The organism is Bacillus solitudinis (assembly GCF_002797395.1).
Lineage (GTDB): Bacteria > Bacillota > Bacilli > Bacillales > Bacillaceae_D > Halalkalibacter_A > Halalkalibacter_A solitudinis.
The window spans coordinates 1,971,497-1,988,341 of record NZ_KZ454943.1 but is presented as its reverse complement, the minus strand read 5'-3'; the positions used below and the strand labels follow the sequence as shown (position 1 = coordinate 1,988,341).

At 35.9% G+C, this 16,845-nt stretch carries 14 protein-coding genes; 7 read left to right on the top strand and 7 right to left on the bottom strand.

What is annotated here, in order from left to right:
• The first annotated feature begins 415 nt into the window (after positions 1 to 415).
• From CEF19_RS09375 to cls, 6 genes are all read left to right on the top strand, one after another.
• Positions 416 to 1,036 (top strand): DUF3298 and DUF4163 domain-containing protein, encoded by a 621-nt coding sequence (locus CEF19_RS09375; RefSeq protein WP_100405852.1) that lies wholly within the window; start codon positions 416 to 418, stop codon positions 1,034 to 1,036.
• 349 nt (positions 1,037 to 1,385) lie between these two features.
• The gene (locus CEF19_RS23485; RefSeq protein WP_198510268.1) at positions 1,386 to 2,639 is read left to right on the top strand and encodes a hypothetical protein; all 1,254 of its coding nucleotides are present in this window, start codon (positions 1,386 to 1,388) and stop codon (positions 2,637 to 2,639) included.
• A gap of 322 nt (positions 2,640 to 2,961) precedes the next feature.
• Positions 2,962 to 4,797 carry a sensor histidine kinase gene (locus CEF19_RS09365; RefSeq protein WP_100405851.1) on the top strand — a complete coding sequence of 612 codons (1,836 nt, stop codon included), beginning with the start codon at positions 2,962 to 2,964 and terminating at the stop codon, positions 4,795 to 4,797.
• Positions 4,778 to 5,395 (top strand): response regulator transcription factor, encoded by a 618-nt coding sequence (locus CEF19_RS09360; RefSeq protein ID WP_100405850.1) that lies wholly within the window; start codon positions 4,778 to 4,780, stop codon positions 5,393 to 5,395. The genes CEF19_RS09365 and CEF19_RS09360 overlap by 20 nt, the downstream gene beginning before the upstream one ends.
• 440 nt (positions 5,396 to 5,835) lie before the next feature.
• Complete coding sequence (locus CEF19_RS23120) at positions 5,836 to 5,982, top strand: lmo0937 family membrane protein (RefSeq protein WP_157800925.1); 147 nt, start codon at positions 5,836 to 5,838, stop codon at positions 5,980 to 5,982.
• A 148-nt stretch (positions 5,983 to 6,130) separates the two neighbouring features.
• Positions 6,131 to 7,636: a cardiolipin synthase gene (gene cls, locus CEF19_RS09350; RefSeq protein ID WP_198510267.1), complete on the top strand. Its 1,506-nt coding sequence runs from the start codon at positions 6,131 to 6,133 to the stop codon at positions 7,634 to 7,636.
• Between the two features lie 149 nt (positions 7,637 to 7,785).
• Here cls and CEF19_RS09345 read toward each other — a convergent pair whose 3' ends face one another.
• The 6 genes from CEF19_RS09345 to rluF all read right to left on the bottom strand — a co-directional run bounded on the left by CEF19_RS09345 (position 7,786) and on the right by rluF (position 14,326).
• A complete protein-coding gene (locus tag CEF19_RS09345) occupies positions 7,786 to 8,853 on the bottom strand; it encodes an AI-2E family transporter (protein WP_100405848.1) in 1,068 nt (355 codons plus the stop codon).
• Positions 8,854 to 9,120: 267 nt separating this feature from the next.
• The gene (locus CEF19_RS09340; protein WP_100405847.1) at positions 9,121 to 10,332 is read right to left on the bottom strand and encodes a PP2C family protein-serine/threonine phosphatase; all 1,212 of its coding nucleotides are present in this window, start codon (positions 10,330 to 10,332) and stop codon (positions 9,121 to 9,123) included.
• On the bottom strand, positions 10,332 to 11,177 hold the full coding sequence (locus tag CEF19_RS09335) for an alpha/beta fold hydrolase (protein WP_100408265.1): 846 nt from the start codon (positions 11,175 to 11,177) through the stop codon (positions 10,332 to 10,334). Before CEF19_RS09335 ends, CEF19_RS09340 begins: the two co-directional genes overlap by 1 nt.
• A gap of 333 nt (positions 11,178 to 11,510) precedes the next feature.
• Positions 11,511 to 12,164 (bottom strand): class D sortase, encoded by a 654-nt coding sequence (locus tag CEF19_RS09330; RefSeq protein WP_100405846.1) that lies wholly within the window; start codon positions 12,162 to 12,164, stop codon positions 11,511 to 11,513.
• 20 nt (positions 12,165 to 12,184) lie between these two features.
• Positions 12,185 to 13,327 (bottom strand): DUF11 domain-containing protein, encoded by a 1,143-nt coding sequence (locus CEF19_RS09325; protein ID WP_100405845.1) that lies wholly within the window; start codon positions 13,325 to 13,327, stop codon positions 12,185 to 12,187.
• Between the two features lie 291 nt (positions 13,328 to 13,618).
• On the bottom strand, positions 13,619 to 14,326 hold the full coding sequence (gene rluF, locus CEF19_RS09320) for a 23S rRNA pseudouridine(2604) synthase RluF (protein WP_100405844.1): 708 nt from the start codon (positions 14,324 to 14,326) through the stop codon (positions 13,619 to 13,621).
• Between the two features lie 167 nt (positions 14,327 to 14,493).
• Between rluF and CEF19_RS09315 the strand changes: the two genes are divergently transcribed.
• Entirely contained in the window at positions 14,494 to 15,723 is a 1,230-nt protein-coding gene (locus tag CEF19_RS09315) for a sensor histidine kinase (RefSeq protein ID WP_100405843.1), read from the top strand.
• Positions 15,724 to 15,844: 121 nt separating this feature from the next.
• Here CEF19_RS09315 and CEF19_RS09310 read toward each other — a convergent pair whose 3' ends face one another.
• Positions 15,845 to 16,834, bottom strand: a complete 990-nt coding sequence (locus CEF19_RS09310; protein WP_100405842.1) for a class I SAM-dependent methyltransferase — start codon at positions 16,832 to 16,834, stop codon at positions 15,845 to 15,847.
• Between the last annotated feature and the right edge of the window lie 11 nt (positions 16,835 to 16,845).

Genomic DNA, 16,845 nt, shown 5'->3' with positions numbered 1-16,845 from the left:
CGCATGATATTGCTTATCCCTGCTTGGATTGCTTCTATCGGGCTTATTACATGGGGACTTGGATTCGTTTACCTACGATTTTTCTTGGCCATCGGTCGCGTGTTGTCCGCTCCTGAATTTGTTCTTCAGGATACAAATCCTCGTGCTATCGGATGGGGAGTGTTTTGGTATAGTCTATTTGTTATTTGGGGTATTTCTTTGTGGATAGCGGCCCGGAGATTTTATAAAACTGCCGCTTTTGCTAAACCTTCCAGAACCCTGGAATGAGATTTCTTGAATAGTAAAACCACGCTGAAGCAAGATTACCCCGCTTCCAAAAGTTAGTCTGTATAAAGAGTTTATCACTTTTCCTTTTATACACGTTTTACCTATATATAGAATAGAATGAGTAATAAATATCAGAGGATTGATAAATATGCTCAACACATTACCGGTAAATATTAAAACAGTTGAAGTTAGCGGCGGGCCGGATAAAAAGATCTATTATCCCCAAGTAACTGGCATGCAAAATCAGGAATTTGAAAAATCAATGAACGAGGCGATTGCTTCTCAAACCCAGCAACTTATAAATCAACAAGTTGGGAATATGCCAACATCTGTGGAAGAAATGATTGGGCTATATGAAATCAAAAACAATCAACGTCAAGTGCTCAGCTTATCACTCTCTAATTATACTTATCATTACCATGCTGCTCATGGAATGACGTATATAAAGTCTTTAACGTTTGACTTAAAAAAAGAAAAGCTATGTGAGCTGAAGGAATTGTTTAAGCCTGGAAGTGATTATGTCAAAAGACTTTCAACTTTAATTGATCTGCAAATCCAAAAACGTAATATTCAGCTTCTCGATAGTTTTACAGGTATTAAACCCAATCAAGATTTCTATATTGCGGACAAAGTCCTTGTCATCTATTTTCAACTATATGAACTCACTCCATACGTTTTTGGTTTCCCGATGTTTCCCATCTCCGTATATGATATCGTGGATATCATTGATGAAAATGGTCCACTTGGCCGTATGGCTGTTAGCAATTAATCAGTCAGTTGCTAGGATTTCAATACAAGGAGGGTCAGCCTCGAATATGGCTGGTATGAACATGGCCAATGAAACGATAGAGCAAATGAATTCAAACCAAGTTAAAATAGTGCAATTTATAAAACCCTATTATGGAGAAACCCACCCATAGTAGGGTTTTTTAGGTTCAGCGACAACAGGCCACTCATGCCAAGGTAAATTAGATCGTTATCATAGGCTTTCTAAAAATCTTTCATCTTATTTCTACGCTCATTACTTTAGTTACATTGTTTTAGGAGTCTTTTGAGCTACACTGATTTAAGTATCCTCTGATTAGGGAGGTAATCTGTAATAATAGGAGTGGGTAAATATGCGGAATAAGTTTTTGCAAGCGGGAGTAGGAATGCTTCTTGTAATGGTAATGTTCGCAACGACTGCCACAGCAGCCAGTTTTGCAACATCCGACTGGACGAAAAGCGGTCTCGGTACGACAGAAGTACTGGAAACGGACGATGACGGCATTCAATTTAAGTACGATTTAGTATCCACCAGCATATATTCAGGTCAGTGGTGGAACTTTGAAAGCACGGCGACATCGACAGAAACATTTGAATTTACATGGAGCTACAATTGGTTTCATTCCTGGTACCAGGCGCAGGCAAAGGTTTATGCTTATGCCGAAGGCCCGAACGGCACACAAGAAATCACGTTATATGATAACTGGGCAAGCTTCGATAATCCTGCCAAGCTTGAACTTACAGCGGGCTATAAGTATGGGTTTAAAGTTTTCGGGAAAAATTATGATGGAACAAAGACAGCAAGAGGAGACTTGAAAATTAATATTGTTGGAGATAAAACAGTTCCAACAGCAACGGTAAGTTATAGCAATGAGAACCCGACGAATCAAGAGGTCATCGCCACGATTACGCCGAGCGAATCAGTAACAGTTACAAATAACGGTGGATCTGTAAGTCACACGTTTACGGCGAATGGAGACTTCACATTTGAATTCGTGGATGCGGCAGGTAATATTGGTTCAACAACAGCAACAGTTTCGAACATAGATAAAGCAGCACCAATAATCACAGTCGGGTCATATGCTACAGATCCAACGAACCAAGACGTGGTCGTAACGGCTTCGACTAATGAAGGTACATTGAATGCAGCGAGTCATACGTTTACAGAGAATGGCGAGTTTACGTTCACAGCTGTTGATGCTGCAGGAAACGAAACATCAGAAACGATTACAGTTTCCAATATTGATAAGATAGCTCCGACTTTGACAGTAGAAGCGGATAAAACCTCGCTTAAAGCAAACGGTCATAAACTTGTTGACATTGGACTATCTTGGAATGTAGAGGATAAAGATTCCGGAATTGCCAGCGTTACATTACTTTCTGTAACTAGCAATGAACCTGACAACGGGTTAGGTGATGGAGATACAAGTAATGACATTCAAGGTGCAGATATAGGAACAGCCGATCAATCTATTCAGCTTCGGGCCGAAAGATCTGGTAAGGGCACAGGTAGACTGTATACCATTACTTATGAGGCAGTTGACTTTGCCGGAAATAAGGCAACTGCTTCAGTCGAAGTAACCGTTCCCCATAGTTCAAAAAAGTAAAGATAAAATAGAGACTCTTGAAACCCCTTAGTGGTATATACAGGCTTACCCCCGTATGTGCTACTAAGGGGTTTTTTTTCATTTTCATGAAGCATCTGTAACCAGATGCTATATACCTTTGAAAATATATATTTTCAAAGGTATATAGCTAATCCATTGCAAAAATAATATAATATAGAACACTGATGAACAAATGGTTTGCCCTTTGCTATTAACCCTAATAACATCTCAACTATTATAGATACTAGTCCCTTCTCGGTTTACATACTAAATCATTTCAGCTTACCAATAAATATTAACTCAGGAAAAATCTAATTGGAGGATGAATGAAAAAATGACTTTCCATCTCTATTTATTTAGTTTACTATTACTGGCTACCTGCTGTTCGTTATATATTTCATTTCTTGCATGGAGAAGAAGACGGTTTCCAATTGCAATTAGCTTATGTTTAGGAATGTTATCTGGGGCTTTCTATTCTTTTGGTTATGCGTTTGAAATTGCAAGTACTAGTCTAGAGCAAATTCAATTTTGGCTGAGAATCCAATATATTGGTATTTCCTTTGGTACTTTTATTTGGTTTATAATGGTGCTACAGTATACTGATTTTCAAGTGTTTTTTCGCAAGCAGCACTATATACTGATGGTGGTTGTACCAATAATAACGTTTATTACTCATAATACGAATCAGTGGCATTTTTTGTTTTATAAGGATATTATGATTGATACCACTTCGGATTTCCTACTTGCTGCTATTGTGCCGGGACCCTATTATATCCTTCATGTCTTGTATTCTTACCTCCTTTTTATTATTGGAATGGTTTTATTATATTGCATGTATCGTAAAGCCACCTTACATATGAAAAAGCAAATTGCTTTAGTTATGATAGGTTCAGTTGCACCGTATGGGATTACGCTTGTTTATTTAAGTGGGGTACTTCCTACTTCTTATGATATTTCGCCATTCAGCTTTCTTTTATCAGGTATTTTCTTTATGTGGGGTATCTACCAGTTTAATATGATGAAATTGTCTCCTCTAGCTTTTGAAAAGGCATTTGAATCGATGGAAGATGCCGTTATTTTATTAGATTTAGACAATAGTTTAATCCACTTTAACCAATCAGCAAAAAAAAGCTTCCCTGACCTAGATGATATAAAAGCGATTGGAAAGGATGCTGATAGTATATTTTCTGAGTATCCAAAACTCCTTTCCATCATTAACCAAATACCAACCATTGAGACTAAAGTAAGCTTAGGTAATCATTCAAATTCAACATATTATAATATTCAAGTAACATATGTCAGTAGTAAAAGGTTAAAGCCAGTTGCTAAAATGCTAATGTTAAGTGATGTAACTAAGTCTGTAAATGCGGAAGAGATATTACGTTCTAATGCGAAACAGTTAAAAGAATTGAATATGTTCAAAGATAAAATGTTTACGGTTGTTGCCCATGATATTCGGGATCCACTCGCTATTCTTATGAATTTGATGGAGTTATTAAAAGACGAGGTAAAGCTCTGTGAAGAGGACCACTCTGAAATCACCATGGAAATGGATAAACAAATTCAAAGAACATTTAATCTAGTGGAAAGTTTGCTTAATTGGTATCGAAATCAAAGTGGGCGAATTCTTTTTAACCCAATGACGTGGAACTTACAACAAATTGTGCAAACAAATATTCAATTTTTAGAGATACAAAGGGATGTAAAGAGTATTGAAATATCCACTGATATTTCAAATGACTTATATGTGCAAGCTGATAAACAAATGCTTGACTTGATTTTTCGAAATATTCTTACAAACTCGATAAAATACTCTGGTAACGGTGGGGAAATTATAGTGAAAGCTAGACAAGTTGAAGAAAAAATTATTATTTCTATAGAGGATATGGGAATAGGAATACACCAGGACCAAGCTAAGCGTTTATTAAAGGAAGAATATCCTGACTCTGTGAATGGGACTGGCGGAGAAGAAGGTTCCGGTATAGGCTTAACGTTATGTAAAGAATTTATTCGAGTAAATGGAGGAGATATTTGGTTCACTAGCATTGCTGGTCAAGGTAGTACCTTCTATTTTTCGATTCCATCTGCTGAGAGGGCAGTGACTCATCTAACGAATCACAGGGAAGGAGAAGTGCCAGATGAAAGTTATAATTATTGATGATGAAAATGCAATGCACCTAATAATGAAACGAATGCTTGCCAAGTTTAATGAAATAGAAATAGTAGGTCTGTTTCATGAAACAACGAGGGCCTATGAATTATTAATGGAAAAAGAAGTGGATTTGGCTTTTGTAGATATTCAAATGTCGAGGGAGAGTGGGCTTGATTTTGCAATACGTCTAAGAAAGAGTGGGTGGCTAGGAAAGCTGGTTTTTGTCACTTCTCATAAGGAGTATGCTTTACCCGCATTCAATGTTTATGCTTACGATTATATTGTAAAGCCAATTTCAGAAGAACGGTTACGAGAAACTCTCCGGAGAGTTTTAGCTGAAAAAGCTAATCAAGAAATTGAGGAAATAATACTAGAAAAGACCGAACAAAATGTACTTCCTTTTCTTGTGGAATCCCTCACGAAAAGAGAAATAGAAGTAATGCAATTAATGAGTAATGGATCTACTAATAAACAAATTGCAGTGGCACTTGGATTAAGAGAAGGTACAATAAAAAACCATATTGTTAACATTTTTGGTAAATTACAAGTGAAAAATCGAGTACGGGCGATTACAGTTGCAAAAAAGTTTAAATTGATTCACTAGGATAAGCTGGGTCTATTAATAGAGTATGAGGACAGCATCGGGTATGGCCGGCATGATGAGGGGGAATGAATATGGCCACTGCATTGATGAAGCAAATAAATCTGGACAAGGTGAGTCAAAATTAAACGAACCAGAGTCATCAAACGGCTTCCAAAGACGAGTGCTAGTTCTGCCTAATTATGGTAAAGAGAGGGGTGAAAGTAACGATTATTGTAAACCACAGAGATAAATCGGTGTAGCATCTAAAAGTAGCAGCAGATGCCTAGTGAGTCAAGTGCCCAGTTGCGCTTGACTCATTTTATTTGTTTAGTAAAAGGAGTATTTATAAGAGTAGGGTGAACCCCTGGTAAGAAAGAAGAACAATTGATAAAGTTTAACATGAGCATTCGTGGGTAAATAACTACTAATACGCTAAATCATCTAGTAGAGGAGGAGTTAAGATGCTCTGGACAATTATTTTAGCATTACTCGTACTTTGGTTAATTGGTGCCGTCGTTGGTTTTATGGGAAATATTATTCATATTTTACTTGTGGTCGTGTTAGTGTTAGTTATTATCCGACTTGTTCAAGGGAAGAAAATCATTTAGCGAATGACACCTATAGAAATAAAAGTCATAAAAAGCACCAATCTTAGCAGAGATGACTGAAAAAAGTTTATTTTACTTTTTTCAGTCCCTCATCTTGGGTGCTTTTTCTTTAACCTAAATTTCAAAAAAAATGAATAGAGGAATTCGCATGAAACGCATACGACAATTTATGTTATTTATAGTACAAGTAATTACCCTCTACCTTGCTGCTTTTTCAGACTACTCAAGCAGTATTAAAATTATTTCTCTTCTTGTTTATCTGATGACTTTATTTTCTATTTCATATGTGCTGATGTTAGAAAATCGTTCACCTTATAAAACTCTTCTCTGGATTTATTCACTTTTTTTCTTTCCAATCGTCGGTTATATCTTTTTTATCTACTCAGGGCAGCTAGAAGTTAAAGGACATCTTTTTCGAAGCAAGCGCGAGCAGGCAACTGAATTGATAGGTAATCAATTTTCATTTAAGCCTTCTTCACAATGGAATACTCTCCCCGAAACCGAGCAAAGCTTATCACGGTTAGTCGAGAAATTTAGTAAAAATCAAATTAGCTTCCATACCTCTTCAAAGGTTTTAAAAAATGGAAATGAAACCTATTCTGCTATAATAGAGGCGATTAAGCAAGCTGAACATTACGTTCACTTAGAATATTACACCTTTAGGTCTGATCAAATTGGGCAAGAGATTATTGACCTGCTGTGTAGTAAAGCTAAAGATGGAGTTGAAATTCGGTTTATTTATGATGCATTCGGAAGTAGTTCGTTATCTATGAAAGCATTAAATCAAATGAAGGAAGCTTGTATTGAAGCTCACTGTTTCCTTCCTGTTAAGTACGGATTCTTTAATCAGAAAATAAACTTTCGAAATCACCGAAAAATCATTATAGTCGATGGTGAGGTTGGATTTGTTGGGGGTTTAAATATAGGCGAGGAATATTTGGGGCAGAATACGCGAATTGGATTTTGGCGAGATACCCACCTTATATTAAAAGGGGAAGCAATTAAATCACTTCAAAAAACATTTGTATTAGACTGGGCATTTGTTTCAGGTGAAACTTTATTAGAACAGAAGTATTTTTTAACAAATCTAGTTGAAGACAATCGAGGCGGTATACAAATTATTTCGAGTGGTCCAGATTCATCTACTCAAGGATTGATAGGCGAGTTATATTACGCTATTTTGACATCGGCAAAAAAATCAATCCTGATAGCAACACCGTACTTTGTACCTAATAAAGCAATTCGAACGGCATTATCAATGGCAGCTTTAAAAGGGATTAATGTGAAAGTATTGGTACCTGAAATAAATGATGGCTTTTTAACTCAATATGCAACAAGGTCGTATTTTTCAGAGATGCTTTATCATGGCATCGAAGTATATATGTATCAAAAGGGGTTTCTACATCAGAAAGTGATTATTATTGATGAAGAGTTTGCGTCTGTGGGAACAGCCAATCTTGATATTAGAAGTTTGCATTTGAATTTCGAGGTGAATGCTTTTCTTTTTGAAACCGAAAGCGTGAAAGATCTTGTCGATCATTATAAAGAAGATATGCTCGATAGTATTAAATTAGACAGAGCCACTTATAAAGAACGCGGTCTCATCTTAAAGACAAAGGAATCTTTTGCTCGTCTTTTTTCTCCTATTTTATAAACGAAACCTCAAGGTCTACACTTAGCAGAGAACGATAAGTGGGGCGATTTACTTAAAGTAAAATAAAAGTCCCCCCTAAATTCGTATTTCAATAATACGTACATAGAGAGGAGAGGTGCAATTTCCACTAATTATATAAATAAACGGTATCAGACAAATCGCAGCCGGTAAAAAGAATATAGATTTTTAACGGTTACCTTTAATACAGAATAGACTGGAACAGCTATTAAAACCCCAATGAATCCATACAGATTACCTGCTACTAGCAATAATAAAATAACGGTTAAAGGATGTATGGATAGTTTGTTACCGATGATTAGCGGCGAAACAAAGTTTCCTTCTAATTGTTGGACAATGATTAATAGAATCAAAATCTTTACGCTCATAAAAGGGTCTGTCATAAGAGCAATCACAATGGCTGGTAGTATCCCGATCGCTGGTCCTATGATTGGTATAACTGCTGTGACGATTACAATAATTGATAAAACTAAAGCATAATCTATTCCAATGATAAGGTAGCCAACGTACATTAGAACACCATTTACAAAGGCGACTAACATTTGTCCACCTATATATGTTGAGAGTGTCTCATCAATATCATGTAGTAACCTTTTTCCTTCTTCCTTATGCTTTTCAGGTAGGAAGTTTAAAAGAAAGGGCACTAACTTGTGACCATCCTTTAAAAAGTAAAATAATACAAAAGGAATGATTAGCATTACAGTTATAAAGCTAGTGATTGCAGATAAAATAGTGGCTACATCATTTCCCAGACGTTTACTTTGATTTGCTAAGTAGGTAAGTACTCTGTGTTTTACTTCTTCATAGGAAAATAGGCCAAAATTGTTTTCATCGATTATCTGTTTGGTCTGTTTTTCATTTTCTTCTACTATTGAGGGGAACTCTTCCACAAATTCTGTAGCTTGATTTTTAACAGTGTCACCTATAACGACGCCTCCTACCATTACACTCCCTATCATGACTAAAAACACGAATAAAATTGCTAGCTTACGGGGGAAGTATTTAGATTTTGAAAGGAAAGAGACGACTGGTTTTAATATATAGTACAAGAAGCTAGCAAAAAACAAAGGGAAAAACAAGGTTATAATAAGACTTTTGATTGGGTGAACAATAAATTGAACTTCACTTAATAAGTAAATGACTAATAATATTAAAACGATACCCGATACATATTTAAAGAATGGGTGTTTAATCCACATAATATCCCTCCAAGGTCAAATAAAGAGTTTTATGTTCTTTTCCCATTCCTAGAATGAAATACACGTAAAAAGAATAAATAACAAGACGTTCAAATAAAATGTAAATTTCTTCATAGTAAGGTGTATACATAGATAACGCCCCGCTAAGCATTTATCTACTCAGGGGGGCGTAAGAGACTTTCATCTTTTAATTGGAGATTATCTCCACTTATAAGACTAATTTATAGGCGATATAAGCATTTGAACAAGACTTATTACTATAAATCGTTATTTTAAATCAACTACAATAAAGCATTGGTCATCACTTTTTTGGTAGTAATTCTTGGAGGTGTTTAGCGCTTCCACAATTTCATCCTTAAGTTTAGAGATAGGCAGAGATAGACTTTCGGTTAACAATTTACTTAAATGTTCGGAACCTAGAGGGTCAGTTACACCATCCGTATAAAGCAGAAGCCTTCCTCCCTTCCTATATGTAAAGGTATTTGTTTTAAATTCAATCCCTTCAAATGTTCCAATGGGAGGAGTTGAAGAATGCAGATGATACTGCTTTCCGTTAGGATCCTGCCAGAAGGCGGGTGGATGTCCTGCGTTAATATAATCAATTCTTTGTGTGTTCGTATCTATTAAAAGATAGATAGCTGTACAATAATGCCTTGCTTCCTCGTTGTTTTGAAACAAACTATGTAGGTGGTTATCTAATTCCTTCATAACAAACTCAGCGTTAAATCCTTGTGAGATTAGTCGTCGGAACAAAGAGTGAAGAGACATCGTTATTAACGCTGAAGAAATACCATGACCCATCACATCGAGCAGAATAATACCATAACGATGTTGATCTAATTGGTAAAATCCGTAAATATCACCCGATAATTCATTGGATGCTTCATAGAATGATTCAATTTGAATGTGTTGGTTGAAGATAGGGTCAGTCAATGATGTTACTTGAATTTTTCTAGCAAGCTCCAGTTCTTTTTTTGTGTTTATTTTATATGTTTGATTTTGTTTGTTGAGTTCAAGAAGTTCTTCTTGTTTTTCCCTAAGGTTTTTTAGAGCAACCTCTAACTCTGCATTGGCTTGATGCTTTGCAATTAAAGCGGCCTCTGCCTCCTTTTTTGCTATGAGGAGTTCACCTTCATACTTGCTCCTTTTGCCCATTGGAATAAGCACACAATCAATTACCGTTCTTCCATTTCTCTTTCTAGGAAGAGCGTTCATAATCACAGGTATCTCTTTTCCATTCTCGGATTCTAGGGAGATATTCATTTCCTCAATTTGACGTTCAAGTTTAATCAGGGGTACAAAATAGAACTGATGAAAGAGTTGAGATGGGACTGTAAGGATTGAATTGATGTGCTTCCCTCTCAGTTTGTCAAGATGAGATTCAAGTATCGTAAGTAAGGTATGATTAATAGATAAGATAACGCCATCTTCTGATATAGTTAGAAAGCCACAAGGTGCATAATTTAATCGTTCATCCATTAAATAACTTCACCTTTATCCTCTCGTATAGTGCCTAAAGAAGATTCTTTCAAATAATGTCGGATTAACTGTACAGTTTCATCAGGGTGACTCATATGGGGACAGTGGCCTGTCGCCTCCATCCTCTTTAGCGTACTATTAGGAAGATGTTGATGAATATACTGACCTACTACAGATGGAGCGATAATATCGTCCGAACATTGTAAGATAAGGGAGGGCACTGTTACCCTTTGCAAATCTTTACGGTTGTCTGCGAAAAAGGCAGCCTCAGCAAATTGACGAGCGATAATCGGATCAGTGGAACAAAAACGATCTTCCAGTTCATGTTTTAGTTCGGGGCGGTCTGGATTATTCATTACTGTCGCTGAAAAGACCGTTGCCCAACCTATATAATTTTTCTCCATCATGTCAATTAACCCCAAAAGTTGTTCTTTTTCAAATCCTCCGTAGTAATTAGGAGGATCATTCAAATAGCAGGGGGAAGGGCCAAGCATAATAAGATGAGAGAAGTAATTTGGGCTATTCAGTGATGCTAGCATACCAATCATACTCCCCACAGAATGTCCAACAAAAATAGCCTCTTTTAAGTCTAAAGCAGAACATACATCAAGTACATCCTGTGCATAACCATCAAGAGTTTTATATCTGTTCACATCATATGCTCGTAAGTCTGAATTCCCAGAACCAACATAGTCAAATAAGACAATTTGGTATTCATCTTCGAAAGCGCAAGCAACTGATTCCCATACACTTTGGTCACAGCCGAAACCAGGTGCAAATATCATTGTTCGTGGACCGTTACCTTTAACCTTTACATTATTTCGAGATATAATTTTTGGGTTCATCATAAACTCCTTCCTGTAAGAATTCTACATACAAAGTACATATATATGATAACATGTAATGCTCTATATGTATGCTTAGTTGTTCTATCTATCCCTTATAAGATAAGGCGGGGACTAGGACTAGGACTTATTCTATAGTTAAAGGTCTTAGGTATTTTGAATAATCTTTTGTACTATTTGTTTCTTCTATTCGCAACTCAAAAAATAGTATTTTAAGTTGCTTAAATTGGATGGGTTCATAGTAGGGACGCTAATAATAATCATAGAAAAAAGGTACCACAATGGTACCTTTTTTCTGGAAAAGCTAGCTTTAAGCTTGTAGCAGCATCTATCTTAAACTGAATCGGTTTTGTATGAGGTTTTCTTTGCTTTAATTATTAAACGGTATTCATTTGAATATAAAGGTTCACACGTTATTAATGTTATTTCAGTTGCCTCTGTAGGATCGAGAACCCAAACCTCTTCAGGATCTACTACAAGAATGTCATAAACCTCGAACGTATAGTTCCCACTTAACGTCTTAAAGTGAATTTCATCACCGATTACGACCTCACCCATCCGGTGGAAGAACTTCCCGTAGGTATGACTTCGATGCCCTGCTATGGCCATATTACTGCCTTCTTCAGGAAGAGACGTTGAGGTAATCCAACCAGCTGCGTTATCCAAATCTTCCTTTTCCACACCAGGAACTACCATTACATCGACCTCAATTGCTGGAATCTTAAGCTGCCCTACAATTCCCTTTTGCAAGATGTCCTCTCTATACTGTTTATCTTCAGATGGCTCTGGTTCTGGCAATTCTTCTTCAAAAGACTCGGCTGGTTCCTCATTGTTCGCTATTACAGCATAGGCGAGGTTAAGCTGTTCCCAGTCTTCTTCTAACTCATCTTGTGCTACTGTCACCGTCCACTGCTGGAAGAAAGGGAGACCTAAAAAGAGAACGCCTATGAAGATAAAACTTATGCTTAACCATTGTAATTTCCTCATTTACTTCAGTCCTCTTTGACTTATGCTGTGTAGTTTTTTACTGGCTTGAAACGAATAAACATAATGGTTCCTACTCCAATAAAGAGAGATCCCATAGTAAGATATAACCAACTGGACATCCAGCTTCCTGTTTGTGGCAATGTTGTTATTTCTTCGTTGTCACTGTCTTCTTGAACAATGGTTTCTGTTAAGTCAGTATCTCCATTTGCTACAGGCGTATTGTTCTCAGAATCTTCATCTTCATTTCCTGTATTGCTGTTAGTATCTTCGCCGATATCGCCGTCAATAACGACCTCTACATTTGGAGTAATTGCAACCTCAGTGCCTTCAAAAAGAGCGCCCATGCTGAGATTAAAATCACTATCTAAATCTCCTTTGATTAATCCAGCAATAGGAACTTCAATCGTATCTTCATGGAGTATTAAAGTAAGCACTTGACCATTAATATTTGCATCAAACCCACTAAATTCCTCCATTTCAACCCATTCTAATCCTTCAGGTAAGGTAAGTTCGATTTCAACATTCGATAGCAATTCAGTATCTAATTCTTCAACCTCATTAAGCATTAATAACAAGTTTGTTTCCCAAACTGACTCCTCTAACGCATGCAATACACCTGTTAAGGTTACATTCAGATCAGTCTCACCTACAACGTTTTCTTGGCCATTACCAGCCTCTTCGTTATTCTCATTCTCTTGGCCATTATCATTCTCAGTATTAACACCATTCGCAGCTACTCTAGCATTAATTGTCATGTTCCCAATCCCCTCAGGACCTGAGATAAATGCTGATCTTTCAAAAGTAGCTTCTTCATTTGCCTCTAAATCACCAAGTGAAAAATAGATGTTATTGGTTGGATCTGCATCCAAAGTATCAGTAAGTACAGTGACCGATTGAGGTAATTGTAACTCTACTAGAACATCCGTTATTGCCTCATCAAGATGGTTCTTCGCCTGAATAGTGAAGTTTAGCTGATATTCACCTTCGGCCTCACCATCATCGTAGGTATAATCAACTGTTGCCTCAATATGACCTTCCCCTACATAATCTCTTTCTTCAAATCCTTCTCCAGAGTGGGTTTCTTGTACTATGTCCACTCCTAAAGCAATACCTGGACTCAAAATTAACGTGAAAATCAGAAAACAAACGACAAATTTCTTCAAAGTAATTCCTCCTTTAGTAGTATCTAAGTTTAATTACCCAAACAAATAGTAATAAAAACATCTTTTTTTAAAATATTGAATGAAATTTGCTTTAGAATATGATAACCAAGCTGATTAAAAGAGGTTAAATTATTTTGATGTTTTTTGGGTTACTACTAAAAAGTACTTATTTTCTAGGAAAAAAAATACGGGTCCCCTTATTTTTACTTAGGAAATCCGTATTAATATGAACTTTACACTGCCTATATTAAATCAATCCGTTAGGAAAAGGGCATATGTATGGTAGAACTTTTACCATTCCTTCGGCTCATAGTTAAGTTCTCTAAATAATTGGTTTTTTTCTTTCTTTGATAAATCTCTCCATTGCCCAGGGGGGAGACTGCCTAATTGAATATTCATAATCCGTGTTCTTTGTAATCTGTACACTTCGTATCCTAACTCCCCGCACATGCGACGAATTTGACGGTTTAAACCCTGGGTTAAAATGATTTGAAAATCAAATTTTGATAATTGTTTTACTTCACAAGGGAGTGTTTTCGTATTTAGTATTTCCACACCCTCTGCCATTCTTTTTAAAAAATCTGGAGTAATCGGTCTGTCTACGGAAACAATATATTCCTTTTCATGGCGGTTCTCGACACGGAGAATTTCATTTACAATATCACCATCATTTGTAAGGAGTATTAAGCCATCTGAATCCTTATCTAAACGTCCAATATTAAAAACTCTTAATGGATGATTTACTAAATCGACAATATTACCTTTTACGCCTTTTTCCGTTGTGCTAGTAATGCCTACAGGTTTATTTAAGGCTAGATAGACATAATTACTTGCCATATGAATAGGGTTTCCACTTACAAGGACTTTATCACCAGGCTCGACTTGACTCCCGATTTGTGCTCTTTGCCCGTTTATCGTGACTTTCCCTTCACTTATTAATTTATCTGCGCCGCGCCTAGATGCTTTTCCCGCTTCGCTAATATATTTATTAATACGCATGTTAATCACATCCTTTAGTAGAGAATTGTCTTATTAGGATACCCAAGTATCAACGTATTTTCAAGAAGGAATCAAATGTTCATTCCGCTTGGTAATATATTCTAAAGTGGAAAAGTTTGATAGAATATATTAATATAAAAATTTCCTGCATTCAAAGGTGTGTATACATGAAGCAATTCTCCGGTCTTATTAATAAAAAATTATATTACTTTATCATGTCAACCATTGTGTTTCTAATGATATTAGGATGGTTAGTCTCTAAATCGCGTGCAGTCGAAGGCGAGTTAGGTTATTTTTTGCATTTCCTTCTGGTGGCCATTATATCAACATGTTTATTAGTCTATCCACGTTATGAAACACATATTTTAAGAACCACTATTATTGTAATTGGGTCTGTTTATTTCTATTTGATTTTCTTTTTATATCCCGAAACATGGACCAATGTTATTTTTCTATGTCTAATTCCTGCTTTATCAATTTTATTTTTTGATTCAAAGTTATTTTATTTTTCTTTAATTTTAAATGCGATTTTAATTACAATGACATATAGTTATATTATATTAATTGACGAAAGTAATTTATTTGACCATATTAAACTCGACCTTGTTGGTAACATGATTAACTTCGTTGCAAGCCAATTAATTTTGTATTTTATATTTTTCCAATCTTTTGCAAGAATCAAAAAAATGAAAGTATATTACGAGGAAATTCAAAATTCAGAGCGATTAAAGACGACAGGACAATTAAGTGCTGCTGTGGCACACGAAATTAGAAATCCATTGACCGTAGTTAAAGGGTTTTTGCAATTCTATGGAGAAGATAAATCTTTTAATGTTGAGGTAAAAAGAAATTTTTCTTTAATGATTGATGAGTTGAATACAGCAGAATATGTCATTTCACAATTTTTAACGATTGCAAAGCCGGGAACAGATAAAGTAAGGGAGACCATAGATGTAAAAGTGGTTCTGCAAAGTGTTACAGATTTACTGAAATCATATGGACTTTTATATGATAACGAAATTAATTTAAATGTTGAAGAAAATTGTTATATTGCCGTTAATTTAATAGAGTTTAAACAATTGATTATAAACTTTATTAAAAATGCCATAGAGGCTTCTAAAAAAGGGGATAATATCTCTGTATGGGCGAAGAGGAAGAAGGATTTCATTGAGATTGAAATAATTGATTATGGATGCGGGATGTCAGAAGAAGAAGTTAAAAATCTTGGTGCCCCTTTTTATTCTTTAAAAAGTAAGGGGACAGGTTTAGGTTTGATGATTTGCTTTAATATTGTAGAAAAATACCACGGGACTATTCACTTTAATAGTTCAAAAGGTAAGGGGACCACGATTGTTCTACGTTTTCCCTTTGATAATAAATATCAACACACTTTGTAGATACTTATGAAAACTGCTTACTAGTTGAGTAAATTCGAAAATTAATGGCAGTGGCGACATAATCGTTACTGCCATTTTAGCACGTACTAAGTGAAAACCAAATTTGCTTATCAAGGTAATATTACACCTTTTTATGTTCAAACACTGCTATATACCAGCTTCCCGTTTTAATAAGAGGATTAAACTGACTAATTTTCATGCCGATGTTAGCAGCTATGGTTTCCAATTCGGTTTGATTTGGCAACGGGTGAAGATTCGAATGAGCACTAAAGAAGCTATTAAATGTAGCGGAAAATTCTTTTCCATATTGTGCATTTCTAACTGGTGTGATAATTATAATTTTTCCTTTTTTGTGTGTCCATTTTGAGACTCTTGATAAAAGACTTTCTCTTTTATCAAGATCTATATAGTGCATAATATTGTTTAGCATAACAAGGTCGTTCTTTTGATTGGTCGGAGCCCATTCGTGTAAATCAGCATGAATAATTTTAATATTTGAGAACGACCCACAGGCCTCTGTTGCTCTCTGGACGACAAGAGGGTGATTATCAATTCCAACCATCTCAATATTTGGCTGTTCTTCGGCAACCTTTTGTAAATATCCAGCATGCCCACAGCCGACGTCAACGATTGATGAAATCTCCCCTTCTTTAATTAGCTTTTTATAGATAGGATAGGCAATTGTCTCAATTAATCTAGAGGTTCGGGCAACCACGTCTCCATGCTTTTGGTGATCAAAATGTCTCTTGGTATTTGTCTTCATTAAGTCTGGGTAGGAGAGCAAGGACGGAATATGTAGCTCCATCATTTCTTTAAGTAGGGCTCCAGATAAGGAGCCTCTCTTTGGTAGTAGCTGTAGTTTTCTCACTTGAAAACTTTCAGAAGACTTCTTTTTCAAGTGGTTAATAGCTACACCGACATCAACCCAACTTTTCAATAAATCTTTAGGAACGGAGAGGTTATTAGCTACCTCATCTACTGTTTTTGGATGCTTAAATGCTTTAAAAAGCTTTAATTCATTTCCTACATAAGCATGCCATGAATATAAAAAAGGAATGTTTTTTTTTAGCCATTTTCTTGCTTTTATCGTTTCGCGCCATTCTCCTAACATGTGCTGTCCTC

What these genes read in the sequence shown, in the direction of transcription:
- CEF19_RS09375 (WP_100405852.1), top strand. Translation starts at nt 416, where the DNA reads ATGCTCAACACATTACCGGTAAATATTAAAACAGTTGAAGTTAGCGGC.
- CEF19_RS23485 (WP_198510268.1), top strand. Translation starts at nt 1,386, where the DNA reads ATGCGGAATAAGTTTTTGCAAGCGGGAGTAGGAATGCTTCTTGTAATG.
- CEF19_RS09365 (WP_100405851.1), top strand. Translation starts at nt 2,962, where the DNA reads ATGAATGAAAAAATGACTTTCCATCTCTATTTATTTAGTTTACTATTA.
- CEF19_RS09360 (WP_100405850.1), top strand. Translation starts at nt 4,778, where the DNA reads ATGAAAGTTATAATTATTGATGATGAAAATGCAATGCACCTAATAATG.
- CEF19_RS23120 (WP_157800925.1), top strand. Translation starts at nt 5,836, where the DNA reads ATGCTCTGGACAATTATTTTAGCATTACTCGTACTTTGGTTAATTGGT.
- cls (WP_198510267.1), top strand. Translation starts at nt 6,131, where the DNA reads ATGAAACGCATACGACAATTTATGTTATTTATAGTACAAGTAATTACC.
- CEF19_RS09345 (WP_100405848.1), bottom strand. Translation starts at nt 8,853, where the DNA reads ATGTGGATTAAACACCCATTCTTTAAATATGTATCGGGTATCGTTTTA.
- CEF19_RS09340 (WP_100405847.1), bottom strand. Translation starts at nt 10,332, where the DNA reads ATGGATGAACGATTAAATTATGCACCTTGTGGCTTTCTAACTATATCA.
- CEF19_RS09335 (WP_100408265.1), bottom strand. Translation starts at nt 11,177, where the DNA reads ATGAACCCAAAAATTATATCTCGAAATAATGTAAAGGTTAAAGGTAAC.
- CEF19_RS09330 (WP_100405846.1), bottom strand. Translation starts at nt 12,164, where the DNA reads ATGAGGAAATTACAATGGTTAAGCATAAGTTTTATCTTCATAGGCGTT.
- rluF (WP_100405844.1), bottom strand. Translation starts at nt 14,326, where the DNA reads ATGCGTATTAATAAATATATTAGCGAAGCGGGAAAAGCATCTAGGCGC.
- CEF19_RS09315 (WP_100405843.1), top strand. Translation starts at nt 14,494, where the DNA reads ATGAAGCAATTCTCCGGTCTTATTAATAAAAAATTATATTACTTTATC.
- CEF19_RS09310 (WP_100405842.1), bottom strand. Translation starts at nt 16,834, where the DNA reads ATGTTAGGAGAATGGCGCGAAACGATAAAAGCAAGAAAATGGCTAAAA.